Raw genomic sequence first — 14,465 nt, forward strand, 5'->3', positions numbered from 1 at the left:
GCGACCGTCACGGACTTCTCTGGCCTCGGTTAGTGCCGGATGAGGAGTTGTCATGCGACGAATCACCCTATTTGAGCTGGAGTGGCTGTGGCTGAAGTGGCTCCTCGCGGAGCCGCTCCCATTGGTGGACTTCGTTGACCTGTTCCCAGAACACCGCGACGCCATTCACGGTCTGAGAGAGCAGGGGCTGATCTGTTTCGACAGCGATCACGTCGTGCTGACCGTCCGCGGCCATCGCGCGGTGCGAACGGCCCCTGTGCCGGGTCCGAATGGAGCGCGTGTTCTGTGGGATCTGGACCCCGAAGAATGGGTAGGCCGGGAAGGCCTGCTCCCCCGCAGTGAGCCCCCGGCCTGACTCATCTAACAGGCCATGTTCTACGCGCCACTTCGGTCAGTTTGGCCCGGGTTTCGCGCGCTCCAGGACGTCGTTACGGAATCCGTTCGTGTCCACTTTCCACTGATCTGCGCGCACCTTTCGTGCCACTTCCTCGTCCGCCTGTCTTCGCAGTTCTGCCGTCCCAACCACGATCCCGCAGACTGCCGTGGCTGCCAGAAGTCCCGCCGAAAAGCCCGCGCCGAAGCTGCGCGCCAGGTGTGGAAAACTTGTGTTCAATTCTGTTGACACGATCGGGGGTCCTCGCGTAGGGGTACGGTCATGAACGAAACCGACTTTGACGCTCGCTTGGAAAAACCCGACTGTCTCGCTCTGAGCAACTGAACATAACGGACATTATCGGACGTTCGTGGTAGAGGTTTTTGCGAGGGCTGGCGGCCAGTGGGATCTCTGGTTTCGCGCAGGACGGGCTTACGTGGGTTGCTGAGGATGATCTGTCGTCGCCTCTCGGCGGAGGGCTGCCGGGGCGAATTGCGGGGGTCGCTTTCCCGATGGGGCAAGATGCACTTTACAGATCAGGAATGGTGCGATACTCGTATTGCAACAAAACGGATCAGGAGAGTGTTGTTGTGGACGAGCCTTGGCATCTGACCCGGTCGAGCTTTCTGGACGATGTGGAAGTCGCCGAGCTTCTGCGTCGCCTTCGTTCCGAAGGGGGCTCGGAGGCGGAGCGGAGTCTTCGGCTGACGGACCGGCTGATCGTGGAGGGGCTTCTGTTTTCGGGGCTGCGGAATTCGGAGTTCTGCGCGCTCGCTTGTCAGGAGACGGTGCTCGGATGGCGGGAGTCGGTGTTTCGAGTTGTCGAGACCCGGAAGCAGGATCGGACGGTCCACGTGCCGCGATTCGTGAGCGATCTCGTCGAGGAATACGCGCGGGAGGTCCGGCCGCGGATGCTTCGCGAGGAGTTCGATCCGGACGACCTCTCGCTACCGCTTCTGGTGAACGAGCGCGGGCGGCCGTACGAGCGGACGTCGCTCTATCGGCGCGTGCTCCGAATCCTCTCGGACAGCGGTTTCGGAGCCCGGGCCAGCGTGCAGCTTCTGCGGCACACCTACGGATATCTCGCGTACAAGCAGACGGGCGGAAACCTGCTGTTCGTTCAGCGGCAGCTCGGCCACGCCCATCCCATGGTCACCTCGGTCTACGCCGAGTTCGTTTCGTTTCCGGAGCCCGAACTGACCGAGAAGACGGCGGCGCTGTTTCTTCCGGATCAGGACGGCCCGGCGCGTCCGCGGCGGAGACGCCGCGCGAAGGCGACATGAGTCGAGCGATCCGCGGGCAGCCGGCCGCCGCGAGGCGGCTTGGCGGAGCGTCTTCGCTTTCCGATGTCCTGTTCCCCGTCACGAGTTCCCGGAGGAGTATCCGATGCCGTTGACCAGCCATCAGCTTGAAATCGTCCGCCAGGAGATCGCCGAGTGTCTCGGCGTCGAACTGGACGAGTTGACCCCGGAGGCGAACTTCTTTGAAGACCTCGGCGGCGAATCGATCGATCTTCTGGACCTCTCGTTTCGAATCGAGAAGACGCTCGGAATCCGGCCCGACTTTTCCTCGGTCCGGGACCAGTTGAATCTGGCCGCCGACGAAAGCGGTTCGTTGACTCCGGAATCGGTGGAGCGGATCCGGTCGGCGTTTCCGGGGATCAGTCCCCTTCCCGCGGGCCCGATCACCGCGAAAGGGCTGTTCACGATCTCCGTCATCGAGGCCCTCATTGGGCGGGTGGTCGCCGACCAGACTGAGCCGCTGGTGTGAGAGGTTGCCGGCTCCCGCGAATGTGGCGACGGGTGGCGTTCGTCCCCGCTCAAATTTCCGAAGGTCCGCTTGCCTTCGCTGCAACAGGAGGCTGTCGATGATGGGGAGATTCGCGGTGGTGCCCGCGCCTCACCCCGGAAGGAGATGCGTAAGCTGGGAGGGTGGGGTCGTTGCGGATCCGGTCTCCCGGGCTGGCGCGGTTTCTCCTTATATTGAGCGGGCCCGTCTCCTCATTCCTGGGCAATCTGCACCGGGACGAACGACGTCGTTTGGCCGGCACGAGCCGGAGAAAACGGCGGGCGGCGGATCGCTCCTGCATTCAAAACACCACGGATGGTGATGGCCATGCCCTCGCGCCGGACTCTTTCCGCCTGTTCCCTGTTCGGCGCTTTGTGGTTCTTCGTCCTCGGTTTCTCGCCGGTGCCGCTTCTCGCGGTGGAACCGACGCCGGAGCAGGATGACGCGGCCATCAATGGTCTCTCGTTCCTCGGGCCGCGGACCGGTTGGGCGGTTGGGGATCGGGGAACGGTCTGGAAGACTTCGGATGGGGGGGGGAACTGGCTGCTGGTTCCCTGCCCGGTCACGACGCACTGGAAAAGTGTCTGCTTTCTGACGGATCGGATCGGGTGGCTGGCGGGAGGTCACACCGTTCCGTATTCCCAGCACAACGTCGGATTCCTGCTCTCGACGACCGACGGGGGGCAAACGTGGACTACATTGGTTCGTGAGACGTGGCCCCGCTTCCATGTTGTCCGCTTCTTCGATCTCGAGAACGGGGTCGCCGCCTGTGACAGTTCGACGCTCTGCCCTTCGGGGTTGCTGACGACTTCCGACGGTGGAAAGACGTGGACGCCGATCCCCGGCAGCAGCCGCGGCGGTTGGCGGGCGGCCTCGTTCACCTCCGCGACGTCCGGCGTGGTTTGCGGTCTGCGCGGAGAGCAGGGGTATGTCGGCGAGACCGGACTGCAGCAGTCCCCTCTCAGTCAGTATGGACTGCGGGGCCTGCTGGGATGCTCGGTCGATGCCGGAGGGCGCGGGTGGCTCGTCGGAGATGGAGCGACCGTGCAGCGGACGGACAACGGAGGTGTCAGCTGGACCTCTCCCGCGGCCACCCTTCCCCGCTCGCTGAAAGAGACTCTCGGTTTTCGCGCCGTGGCCCACCGTGGAGAGCGGGTCTGGATCGCCGGAACCCCCGGGAGCGTTGTCTATCACAGCGACGACGGCGGACAGAGCTGGCGGACGCAGGCGACGGGGAACTCGCTCCCCTTGCGGAGCCTCACGTTCGTCTCGGACCGCCACGGTTTTGCGGCCGGTGACCTGGGACGGATCCTCCGGACCGAGGACGGCGGAGAGACCTGGACGGCGTGCCGCGGGGGCGACAGGCGTGTCGCCCTGCTCTTCCTGAATGCGCGGCCGGACCACGTTCCCTACGGGCTCGCGACGAGGACGGCGGGCGAACAGGGATACCGCGTCGCCTCGTACGTGTTCAACCGGCAGGACATCGGGGCCGAGACCGGCGAAGACACCTTTTCCGATGAACGCGCCGCCGACGCCTTTCTCACGGCCGGAGGGGCGGGGACCAGCGTCGACTGGCGGCTTCCCGTGACACTGCCGGAGTTGAGCGAGCGGCGGGAGCGGCTCGTCGAAGAGTGGTCGCTCCTCACCGAGCAGAAGCTGGGTTCCGCGATCCTCAGCGGACTCGTGGCGACGATCCGCACCTGGCGGCCGGATGTCATCGTCCTCGACGAGTCGGCCCCGACCGACTATCCCGCGGCGCTCCTGTTCGAAGCAGCGCGGCGGGCGATCCCGATGGCGGCCGACGGGACGCGATACCCGGAGCATCTCGATGCCGCCGGACTCCAGCCGTGGAAGGCGACCCGCGTCCTCGCACGCGCGGCGGCCCCCTCGCTCGCGGCGGTTCAGGTCGACCCGCATGAAGTCCTCCCCCGCCTCGAGCGGACGGTTGGGGCGGCGGCAGCTTCGGCGCTCGCGATTCTTCATGGGCAGCCCCCTGCCCTCGCCCGTGAACAGTTCGTCCTTGTTCGCCTCGGCCCGTCGGGAGCCGGCGACGCTCCAGCGGAGCAGGGGCTCTTCACGGGGCTCGACCTGCGTCCTGGCGGTCCGGCGCGACGCGCGCTGCCCCCTTTGACGGGGAGCGGGGAGCGCTTCGAACAGCTCGCCAAGGTGGCCCAGAAGCAGCGACACCTCGACGGTTACTTCCGGCACCTCGCCGGCAATCCCCAGCAGGCCGATGCGCTGCTGGCCCAGTTGCCCGACGTTCTCGACAAGCTGCCGCCGGCCGAGGCCGCGCTGCAGCTGGCGAACCTCGCCCGGAGGGCCCGGACCGACCGCGACTGGCCGCTGGCGGAACGGACGTACCTGCTCCTGGTCGACCTCTTTCCCGATCAGCCGGTGACCCGCGAGGCGCTCGACTGGCTCCTGACCGCCTGGATCAGCGAAGAGTTCGCGTGGCAGCGAAGCCGGACGGCCAACGTCACGCGCCGCGGACAACTCACGGTCGATGCGGGGCAGCAGAATCAGAATCTCAAGGAGTCGACGGAGTTCCTGAAGACTCCCCGGACGCCGGAGGAGCTCGAGCTCTTCGTCCGCCGTCAGAAGTCGGCCGTGACGATCGAGCCGGCCGCCGCGGAGCTCCGCCAGGGGGACGGTCGGTCGGTGCTGAATGCCGCCGCGACCGCGGTCGACAGATCGCTTCAGGGGGGAGCCCAGGCGGCCCCGCGGGACCTGGAGCGGCTGCAATGGGAACAGCAGTCGACCCGGCTCCAGGGACTGCTCGAAAAGTTCTCGCCGGCGTATGCCAACGATCCCGGAATGCAGTTCGCGCTGGCGGCCCACTGGCGGCGCGTCCGGCAGCACGGGAAGGCGGACCACATCTACGACGGCTATCTCAAGCATTCGAGCCGCGATCCCTGGCACCGCGCGGCTCTCGGAGAAGTCTGGCTTGCCCATCCGACAACGCTGTCCCCCAAGCCGGTGGGCGCGTGCCGGAGACTACCGGCGCCCCCGGTCCTCGACGGGGATCTGGCGGACGAGTGCTGGAGCTTTGCCGCGAGGATTCCACTCGTTTCCGAAGCCGAAGCGGTTCGCGGAGAGACCTTTGTGGGGAGCCAGGCGGCCGCTTCCGACAAGCGCGGGATTGGAGGACCCGGATCGGTCCGCCCGCCCGAGACGGCGCCGGCCGCGATGATGCAGCTGGGCTACGATGACCGCTATCTCTATCTCGCCGGCCGGTTCCGCCGGGTCGCCGGTTTGCCGGAGGAGCTCCCCTCCCCTGCGGGCCGGACGCATGACGAGGACCTGGCGACGTTCGACCGGATCAGCGTTTCGATCGACACCGACCGCGACTACCGGACGAGCTATCGGTTCGACATCGACCAGCGGGGCCGGACCCGCGATGTCTGCTGGGAAGACTCCGGTTGGGACCCGCGATGGCACCTCGCGGTCGGCGGCGACGAGACCGAGTGGCGGTTCGAAGCGGCGGTTCCGATCGAGGAACTGGTCTCCGGCAAGCCGGGGCCGGGAACGACGTGGGCCGTGGGGCTGGTGCGGACGCTTCCCGCGGTCGGCTTCGAAGCGTGGACGCATCCCGCGGGGGACAACCCGATGCCGGCGGCGTTCGGTCTGCTGCGGTTCGAGTGAAGTTTCGGCAGCGAGGTCCGAACTCGACGCGACCTTGTCACGCCGGAGGATCGCCGGTGGTGCGGAAGACCGCTTCATCGAAGGTCTGGAGGCGGGCCTGCGCGGCCGCCTCGCGCAGCCGGCTGACGACATATTGCTTGTGGTTCGCCACCGCCTGTTCGGAGATGGAGAGCTGCCGGGCTACGTCCTTGTTGGCGATCCCCCGGACGAAGAGCAGCTCTGTGCATCGCAGCCGCTCCCATTCCCCCTTCGCGGTCCAGCCTTCGATCAGGCTCCGCATCGCGACGGCGAGAACCGCTTCCTGGGCGACGTGATGCTCGCGGCTGCGGGCCATGCTGGAGGCCCGGCGTCCAGGGCCGACCGGCTCATGAGGGCCGGCGTGGTCATCGGCCGGAGGAAGCAACGGAAGCCGCGGCCGCCGCCCCTGCCGCCGGAGCGAGTCGGTCAGCTTGTAGGCCGCTATCGAAAACAGAAAGTTTTCGACAGGCGTCCGGTCGTCGTAGTTCGGAAGCGCGGTCAGGAAGCCGAGGAATACCTCCTGCACGACGTCCTCGGCCTCGGCCCGGTGGCGGAGCCGGCGCTCCGCGTAGGCGAGCAGCCGTCCTTCGAACCGTCCGATGAAGTCCCGCCACGCGGCCTGATCGCCGGTGCGTATCCGCTTCACGAGATCCTGGGGGGAGAGCAGCACGGGAGCCACAAGAGAGGAGCGAAGGACGACAGTCCGATCATAGCGGAGCCGGTCTCCCTCCGCCCGTGGCCTCCGGAAACGGGAGGGGATTCGGTATCATCGAAGTCGAACCGGATCGCCTCGTCCCCGTTCCTGTGGAGCCCCCATGCTGCCCCGCGACCTGCTGCTCGACGCCACGCGGCGGACGTTTCTCAAACGGGGCGCGGTCGGGGCCGCGGCGCTCTCCGTCCTGGCGAACGGGCGGCCCGCTTCGGCCGCGAAGAAGACCTGGACCGGAACGATCGATCCCCTGCACCGCCCCGCCCGCGCGAAGCGGGTCATCTGGCTGACGATGGCCGGGGGGCCGTCGCACCTCGAGACGTTTGACCACAAGCCGGAACTGGCCAAACGCGACGGCGAGCCGATGCCGGAGTCGCTGACGAAGGGGCAGCAGCTCGCTCAGCTTCAGGGAGCCAAGCTCGTCTGCTACGGCCCGCAGACGAAGTTCAAGACGTTCGGCGACTCCGGGCAATCGCTCTGCGAGCTCTTTCCGGAGATCGGCGGCGTCACCGACGAGATCTGCTTCGTCCGTTCGATGACGACCGAAGCGATCAACCATGACCCGGCCCACATGTTCATGAACACCGGCTCGCAGATCGCGGGCCGGCCTTCGATGGGGGCCTGGTCGGTCTATGGCCTGGGGAGCGAGGCGGATGACCTGCCGGGGTTCGTCGTCCTGACGTCGCTCGGCCGCGGCGGACAGAACCAGCCGATCGCCGCCCGACAGTGGTCGGCCGGATTCCTCCCGAGTCGCTACCAGGGGGTGCATCTCCGCAGCCGGGGGGACGCGGTCCTCTATCTCGGCAACCCGCCGGGGGTGACGCGGGGCCAGCAGGAAGATGTCGTGGCGGCGGTGAACGCCCTGAACGGCTCCTTCAACGCGGGGGCGAACGATCCGGAAGTCGCGACGCGGATCGCGCAGTACGAGATGGCGTTCCGGATGCAGGCCAGCATCCCCGAACTGATGGAGACGGCGCAGGAGCCGAAGCACATCTTCGAGCTTTACGGGTGCCAGCCGGGCGACGGCTCGTTCGCGTCGAACTGCCTCGTCGCGCGGCGGCTGGCGGAACGCGGCGTCCGGTTCATTCAGCTCTATCACAAGGACTGGGACCATCACGGCGGGGTCAAGAACGGCGTGGAGCTCAAGGCGGAGGAGATCGACCGGGCGTGTGCGGCGCTGATCAAGGATCTCAAGCAGCGAGGGATGCTGCAGGACACGCTCATTGTCTGGGCGGGCGAGTTCGGTCGGACGCCGATGTCCCAGGGGGGGACCGGACGGGACCACCACAACAAGGGATTCACGGTCTGGCTCGCCGGCGGCGGGATCAAGGGGGGCCTCAACTACGGGGCGACCGACGAGCTCGGATACGCCGCCGTCGACAAGGTCACCAACGTTCACGAGCTGCACGCCACGATGCTCCATCTCCTGGGGATCGAGCACGAGCGGTTTTCGATCAAGTTCCAGGGGCTCGATGCCCGCCTGACCGGCGTCGAGCCGGCCCGGGTCCTGCATGACATCTTGGCTTAGTCCCACGGGTGATCGATCCCGCCCTCGGCCCTCCCCTCCCTCACGATCTTTACCACGGCACTCGCTGATGACTTCATTCGGTCTGTTGATCGCCTTCCTTCTCAACGCCGTGCCGGTCGACGTCAGTCTGCTCGACGGCTCTCGAATTCACGGCGATCTGGAGGCCCTGACCGCAGACGCCCTGACGATCTCGGTCGATGGCCAGGCGAAGACGGTTCCCCGCCCGGACGTCCTGCAGCTGGAGTTCGGGGCTCCCTCCCCTGCCCCGGCGGCGAACGTGACGGAGATCAGCCTGACGGACGGAACGCGGCTCCTGGCTACGAGCCTCACGGTGACCGGTCCTGATGCGGCGGTGGAGTCGCCGTCGCTGGGGACCGTCAAGACGCCGGCCACGGCGATCCGGAGCGTGCGGTTCGCCGATGCGGCGGACGTGGCGGCCGCCTGGGACGAGCTTCGCAACTCGGACAGTCAGAAGGACCGGGTCATCGTCCGCAAAGGGGACGCACTCGATTTCGTGGCCGGAGTGATCGGCGACATCCGTAAGGAGGAGGTCGTCGTGGTCCTGGGGGGCCAGGAGGCGAAGGTACCGATCGGCCGGGTCTTCGGGCTGGTCTACGGGGCCCGGAAGTCGGCCGCCGGAGGGAGTGCGGGGGACATCCAGCTGAAGAACGGCGAGCGGGTCGCGGCCCGGACGGTCGAGTTCTCCGATGGAAAGCTGTTGCTGACTTCCGTGGGCGGGGTAACGGCGAGCGTCCCTGCGGATCGGGTGGCGGTGGTGGACTACGGGCGCGGGAAGATTCGCGGTCTCGCCGAGCTTCCGCGGCAGGTCGACTACAAGAAGCTCAATCCGTTCTGGTCCGCTGAGGATCAGGCCCGGATCCAGTCGCTCCGCATCGATCAGGTTCCGTGGGGGCGGACCGGAAACTCGTCTCTCCGGACGGGGGGTAAGGCCTACTCGAAGGGGTTGTGGATGCACTCCGGGACGACGATCCGCATCCCGCTCGATCGCCAGTACCGCAAGCTCCAGGCCCTCGCCGGCCTCGATGAGAATCCCGCTGGTCGGCCGAAGGTTCAGCCGAAGGTACGGTTGTTGATCTCGCTCGACGGGAAGCCGGCGTTCGATCAGATGCTCGGCTGGGACCAGGCTCCGGTTTCGCTCGACATTGATACGACGGAGGCCCGGCTGCTGGAGATTGAAGTGCAGTCGGCGGGTGAGCCGGGATTCTTTGGTGCGTGCGAGCATCTTGATCTTGTCGAGGCGAAGCTCATCAAGTGAGAGTCCATTCGGCGCTCAGCGTTCCCGTGCGAACGTGTGTGAACCCCAGCCGGGTCCAGGGGCTACCCTGGTGGGGGATGCAAGGGGGCAAGGCCCCTTTGCCCGCCGGAGGCCGTCTCGTCGGGAGTTGTCTGAAGGAGTCCGTGTCCAAACGCGGACAGCGTGCCGGATGCCCCCTCACCCGACCCGCGGGGATTGCAAAGCGAGCGGTGAGGACTCAGCGCCGGTCCCACAGAGGGGACGCCCGTTGCTGACCACGGTTCCTCATCGAAGAGGCCTCCGGCGGCAAGGGGGCGTGGCCCCCTTGACCCCAGCGGCCGTCGCACGTTGGGTTTGAGCAAACAGAGTCGTGCCGGCAAGGACGTGCTTCGAGACACCGAAATCAGCCTCACTCCTCGACCGACTACCACTCGCCGTATGCCCGGAGCCTGCAAGATTTACAAAGGGCCGCCGACGCAGCACAAAAGCCGGGCAACGCTTATTGACCGATCTTGATGAATGGCGAAAATCCGCCCGCCGCGCCCCCCTCCCCTGCTCCGAGGAAGGATTCCTCGGACGGGAACCGGAGGTGAGCCGGTCTCCTTCGCCCGGTCCCCCCGGACGTGGGAAGCCAATGCGGCCCGTTTGCCTCGCGGCCCGTGAGGCGGACTCGAAACTCAGACCAGGGATGGTCACGAGCCGACATCATTGATGCGGCTTGCCGGGCATGGACGCCCTTCATCTCATGATGTACCGGTCCGCCTGCGTTCAGCCTTTGAGTCTGCGGAGGATCCTGTCCGCCGCCAGCTTCATCGGCTGTGCCGACATCGCCGTGACGGATGTCCAAGAACAGAGCTCCCGCTGTCGGGCGGGGTCACTGTTCGCCGCACTGCCGGGGACGAAATCTCATGGACGGGATTTCGTCGTCGACGCGGTGCGGCACGGAGCCGCGGCGATCCTGGCGGAACGCCCTCTTTGTTCCGCCGGACTGCCGCAGTGCGTTGTCCCGAGCGCCCGCCGCGCCTACGCGGAGATCTGCCAGGCCCTCGCCGGCTACCCCGCGCGAAAGCTCGGGACGATCGGCGTGACGGGAACGAACGGCAAGACGACGACCACCTGGATGATCCAGGCGATCCTGGAAGCGGCCGGCCGCCCCGCCGGCGTGCTCGGAACCATTCACTACTCGGACGGCATCCAGTCGATGCCGTCGGCGCTCACGACGCCGGATGCCCAGACCCTGGCCCACTGGCTCGGCCGGATGGTGGCCAACGGAACCCGGTATGCGGCGATGGAGCTCTCCAGCCACGCCCTCGATCAGTGCCGCGCCGGCGGCGTCGGTCTCGACATCGCGGTCGTGACCAACATCACCCAGGACCACTTCGACTATCACGGCACGTTCGACGCCTACCGCGCGGCGAAGGCCCGCATCATCGACCTGGTCAAGCGCGGGGGACTGGTGATCCTCAACAACGACGATCCCGGGAGTCGGTCCCTGTGGGAGCACGCGGCCGGCCAGCATCGGACGGTCACGATCGGCCTCGAGACCGAAGCGGACATCGAAGCCCGGATCGTCCGGGAACAGCCCTCGGGAACCGAGTTCTGCGTGCGACTGGCTGGCGGTGAGTCGGTCTTCCGGCTCGGCATGGCCGGGCGCCACAACGTGAGCAATGCCCTCGGGGCGATCGCCGCCTGCGATCACCTGGGACTTTCGGTGGATGAAATTCAGCAAGGACTGGACAGCATGAGTGGAGTTCCCGGCCGACTGGAGCGGGTCGATTGCGGGCAGGCGTTCAACGTCTTCGTCGACTATGCCCACACGGACGACGCGCTGCGGCATGTCATCGGCACCGTCCGCCAGGTGACGTCCGGACGGGTCATCGTCCTGTTCGGAGCCGGTGGCGACCGCGATCGGACCAAGCGGCCGCGGATGGCCCACGCCGCGGCGACCGCGGATTCGGTGATCGTTACCAGCGACAACCCGCGGCGGGAAGCTCCTGAGCAGATCCTCGGCGAGATCGTGGCGGGCTTCGGCGAGGCCGATCCGACGCCGCTCGTGATCGTCGATCGCGAAGAAGCGATCGAGCGGGCCCTCGAGATCGCCGAGCCGGGTGACTCCGTCATCCTGGCCGGCAAAGGTCACGAAAAGTTCCAGGTCGTCGGAGAGGAACGCCTTCCGTTCGACGACGTCGCCATCTGCCGGCAACGTCTCCGCCGGCTCGCTCAGCAGGATCGCATCCCGGCTTAGCGCCGCACCGGCGTCCCCTCCGATCTGTGTTGGTTGTGGCGAAGAGGTTTCGGCCACAGATGAACACAGATCAACACAGATCAACACAGATGAGGAGAGGGATAAGCGGACGAAGTGCGTCGTCCGCTCGCCGCTCCCCGGTCTCTCACGTCGCGCTCGTCCCCTCCCCTCCAGGCCTTCGACTCCCGTCGTTGTGGACGATGGTGAGTCTTTCGTTTCGTCATGACTCCCTTCACTCTTCAGCAACTGATCGACGCCGTCGATGGCCGGCCCCTCGGCCCGGTCGACGCCCGCAGTCCAGTCTCGCGGATCGAGACCGATTCGCGGCGCGTCCGCAGCGGCGACCTGTTCTGGTGCCTCAAGGGGGACCGCTTCGACGGCCATGACTTCCTGAACGATGTCGCCGACCGGGGGGCGATGGCGTGTGTCGTCGCCGAACAAGCGCCTGGCCTCCCCTCTCCCCTGCCCCTCCCCGCCGTGCAGGTGGCCGACACTCTGGCGGCCCTGTGGGATCTGGCCCGGTGGGACCGGGGCCGGTTCGATCCGCTCGTGATCGGCGTCACCGGCAGCGTCGGAAAGACCACGACGCGGCACCTGATCTTCACAGTCCTCTCCCGGCAGTTCGTCGGTCTTCAGAACCCGGGGAATCTCAACAATCACATCGGTCTGCCCCTCTCGGTCCTGGGGTTGGCGGAGGAACATGAGTTCGCGGTCTTCGAACTCGGGGCGTCGCGTGTCGGCGAGATCCGGGACCTGGCCGGGATTGCCCAGCCGGAAGTCGGCGTCGTCACGCGGGTCGCTGCAACTCACCTCGATCATTTCGGCTCGGTGGAGAACATCATCCTGGCCAAGGGGGAACTCCTGGAAAGCCTGCCTCCGTCAGGATTTGCGGTCATCAACGGCGATGACGCCGGCGTGGGCCGGCTGGCCCACCGCTTCGATGGACGGGTCATCCGCGTCGGCGAAGGGCCTCGGAACGACCTCGTCGCGACGGGCGTTCAGCTCGAGGATGGCGCGATCGCGTTTCGCGTCGATGGCTCGGAGTTCCGTCTTCCGGCGATCGGACGTCATCACCTCAACTCGGCTCTCCTGGCCCTGGGGGTCGCCCGGGAAGTCGGGATGTCCGACGCCGCGATCGCGGAGGGCTTCCTCCGGTTCGAAGCGGTGCCGGGACGCTGCCGGCTCGTGACCGTCGGGGAATGGCTCGTCATCGACGACACCTACAACGCCAGTCCCGCCTCGATGAAGGCGGCCTGCGACGCGCTGGCGAGCTGGAAGGGGGCGCGGAAGCGGATTCTCGTCCTCGGGGACATGCTCTGTCTCGGCGAGCAGTCCGACGCGTTCCATCGGGAACTCGGGGCCGTCGTCGCCGCGGCAGCGATCGATCAGCTCCTCGCGTTCGGCATCCAGGCGTCGACCCTGGCGGCGGCAGCCCGCTCGGCGGGAATGGATTCGGGACGGATTGCCGCCACCCAGGATCTGGCGACGCTCACGATGCTCCTCGACTGCTGGCTCGAACCGGGGGATGTCGTCCTGGTCAAAGGGTCGCGAGGGATGCAGATGGAGCGGGTGCTGGAGATTCTCTCCGCGCTTGCGACGCAGAAGGCCGGGGCCGGAGTGCGGCGGATCGCCGCCTGATCCAGCGGCCAGTCGGTTCGATGGCGGTCGGCGGCGATGGGGCTCCGCTTCAGGAAAGTCGCTCGGGGCGCAGGCTCATCTCGCGGAGCGAGATGGCTACAATGCTCCCGGAATCGACTTTCGTGTGACAAGGATGCCGGGCGCTGACGATGGATTCAGGAGGAATTGCGGGAGCTCTGTTTGCGGCGGCACTGGTTCCCGGATCGCTGACAACCCGCATCGCGCTCGCGACGCTGGGAGCCTTCCTGGCGGTCCTGATCGCCGGGCCCTTTGGCATCCGCTGGCTCCGCAGCCGTTTTGGGGAGCGGATCGACAGTGCCTCGGCGCGGCTCAATGAACTGCACGCCGCGAAGCAGAACACCCCTTCAATGGGGGGGCTGCTGCTGATCGGCGCCACGTGCCTCGTCACTCCCCTGCTCGCGGATCTCGCCAATCCCTTTGTGCCGCTGCTGCTCTTCGTCCTTCTGACTTTCGGAGCCCTGGGAGCGGCGGACGACTGGATCAAGATCCGGCGCCTCCGGCGGGGACTCACCCCCCGCCAGAAGTTCGTCGTTCAGGTCGTCCTGGGACTGATCGCGACGTGGTGGCTGCAATCCGCCGGCCAGTCGCGTTCCGACGCCGGAACTGTCGTTCTCCCATTGGGAAACGTCACCGTAGCGCTCGGAACCGGGTTCCTGATCTGGGGGGCGCTCGTCGTCGTCGGGAGCTCCAATGGAGTCAACCTGACCGATGGCCTGGATGGTCTCGCCGCCGGCACCTGGCTGATCTCCGGGACCTGTATCGCCGTGCTGACCTACCTGGCGGGGCACGCAGAGTTCGCCCGGCATCTCGGCATTCCGTCGGTTCCGGGAAGCGGCGAGATCACGGTCGTCCTGGGGGCGATGCTCGGCGCGGTCCTGGGCTTCCTGTGGTTCAACTGCCATCCCGCGCAGGTCTTCATGGGAGACACCGGAGCGCTCTCCCTGGGGGCCGTCCTGGGGCTCGCCGCGCTGGCGGTCAAACAGGAACTGCTGCTGATCTTCGTCGGCGGCGTGTTCGTGATCGAGACCCTGAGCGTCTTCTTCCAGATGGGGACGTATCGGCTCATCGGCCGCAAGCCGCTCCGGTGCAGCCCGCTCCACAACCACTTCGTCTTCCGCGGCGATCCCGAGACACGGATCGTGACCCGCTTCTGGATCGCCGCGATCCTCCTGGCGATCGCCGGACTGGCGACGCTCAAGCTCCGCACGCTCTAGATGGTAGTCCTCGCCCCCGGCTGGCTGAGAACTG

Annotated in this window: 10 protein-coding genes; 9 read left to right on the forward strand and 1 reads right to left on the reverse strand. The window is 66.8% G+C overall.

What is annotated here, in order from left to right:
* Positions 1-52: 52 nt before the first annotated feature.
* The 4 genes from VT03_RS27820 (at position 53) to VT03_RS27835 (ending at position 5,803) form a co-directional block, all read left to right on the forward strand.
* Positions 53-355, forward strand: a complete 303-nt coding sequence (locus VT03_RS27820) for a hypothetical protein (protein WP_075096031.1) — start codon at positions 53-55, stop codon at positions 353-355.
* A 608-nt stretch (positions 356-963) separates the two neighbouring features.
* A complete protein-coding gene (locus VT03_RS27825; RefSeq protein WP_075096032.1) occupies positions 964-1,656 on the forward strand; it encodes a tyrosine-type recombinase/integrase in 693 nt (230 codons plus the stop codon).
* Positions 1,657-1,759: 103 nt separating this feature from the next.
* Positions 1,760-2,143 (forward strand): acyl carrier protein, encoded by a 384-nt coding sequence (locus tag VT03_RS27830; RefSeq protein ID WP_075096033.1) that lies wholly within the window; start codon positions 1,760-1,762, stop codon positions 2,141-2,143.
* A 345-nt stretch (positions 2,144-2,488) separates the two neighbouring features.
* Positions 2,489-5,803 carry a YCF48-related protein gene (locus tag VT03_RS27835; protein ID WP_197489103.1) on the forward strand — a complete coding sequence of 1,105 codons (3,315 nt, stop codon included), beginning with the start codon at positions 2,489-2,491 and terminating at the stop codon, positions 5,801-5,803.
* Between the two features lie 37 nt (positions 5,804-5,840).
* Here the strand turns inward: VT03_RS27835 and VT03_RS27840 are convergent, their stop codons facing one another.
* Complete coding sequence (locus tag VT03_RS27840; RefSeq protein WP_075096035.1) at positions 5,841-6,491, reverse strand: RNA polymerase sigma factor; 651 nt, start codon at positions 6,489-6,491, stop codon at positions 5,841-5,843.
* Positions 6,492-6,636: 145 nt separating this feature from the next.
* Between VT03_RS27840 and VT03_RS27845 the strand changes: the two genes are divergently transcribed.
* The 5 genes from VT03_RS27845 (at position 6,637) to mraY (ending at position 14,431) form a co-directional block, all read left to right on the forward strand.
* Complete coding sequence (locus tag VT03_RS27845; RefSeq protein ID WP_075096036.1) at positions 6,637-8,058, forward strand: DUF1501 domain-containing protein; 1,422 nt, start codon at positions 6,637-6,639, stop codon at positions 8,056-8,058.
* A gap of 67 nt (positions 8,059-8,125) precedes the next feature.
* Entirely contained in the window at positions 8,126-9,334 is a 1,209-nt protein-coding gene (locus tag VT03_RS27850; protein WP_075096037.1) for an NPCBM/NEW2 domain-containing protein, read from the forward strand.
* Positions 9,335-10,040: 706 nt separating this feature from the next.
* Positions 10,041-11,558 (forward strand): UDP-N-acetylmuramoyl-L-alanyl-D-glutamate--2,6-diaminopimelate ligase, encoded by a 1,518-nt coding sequence (locus VT03_RS27855; protein WP_082846586.1) that lies wholly within the window; start codon positions 10,041-10,043, stop codon positions 11,556-11,558.
* 222 nt (positions 11,559-11,780) lie between these two features.
* Positions 11,781-13,196, forward strand: coding sequence for a UDP-N-acetylmuramoyl-tripeptide--D-alanyl-D-alanine ligase (gene murF, locus VT03_RS27860; protein ID WP_075096038.1), 1,416 nt, complete (start codon positions 11,781-11,783; stop codon positions 13,194-13,196).
* 149 nt (positions 13,197-13,345) lie between these two features.
* Positions 13,346-14,431: a phospho-N-acetylmuramoyl-pentapeptide-transferase gene (mraY, locus tag VT03_RS27865; RefSeq protein ID WP_075096039.1), complete on the forward strand. Its 1,086-nt coding sequence runs from the start codon at positions 13,346-13,348 to the stop codon at positions 14,429-14,431.
* The last annotated feature ends 34 nt before the right edge of the window (positions 14,432-14,465 follow it).

This window comes from Planctomyces sp. SH-PL14, assembly GCF_001610835.1.
Lineage (GTDB): Bacteria > Planctomycetota > Planctomycetia > Planctomycetales > Planctomycetaceae > Planctomyces_A.

Excerpts from the sequence above, each read along its gene's own strand:
- VT03_RS27820 (WP_075096031.1), top strand. The coding sequence starts at position 53 with ATGCGACGAATCACCCTATTTGAGCTGGAGTGGCTGTGGCTGAAGTGG.
- VT03_RS27830 (WP_075096033.1), top strand. The coding sequence starts at position 1,760 with ATGCCGTTGACCAGCCATCAGCTTGAAATCGTCCGCCAGGAGATCGCC.
- VT03_RS27835 (WP_197489103.1), top strand. The coding sequence starts at position 2,489 with ATGCCCTCGCGCCGGACTCTTTCCGCCTGTTCCCTGTTCGGCGCTTTG.
- VT03_RS27845 (WP_075096036.1), top strand. The coding sequence starts at position 6,637 with ATGCTGCCCCGCGACCTGCTGCTCGACGCCACGCGGCGGACGTTTCTC.
- VT03_RS27850 (WP_075096037.1), top strand. The coding sequence starts at position 8,126 with ATGACTTCATTCGGTCTGTTGATCGCCTTCCTTCTCAACGCCGTGCCG.
- VT03_RS27855 (WP_082846586.1), top strand. The coding sequence starts at position 10,041 with ATGGACGCCCTTCATCTCATGATGTACCGGTCCGCCTGCGTTCAGCCT.
- murF (WP_075096038.1), top strand. The coding sequence starts at position 11,781 with ATGACTCCCTTCACTCTTCAGCAACTGATCGACGCCGTCGATGGCCGG.
- mraY (WP_075096039.1), top strand. The coding sequence starts at position 13,346 with ATGGATTCAGGAGGAATTGCGGGAGCTCTGTTTGCGGCGGCACTGGTT.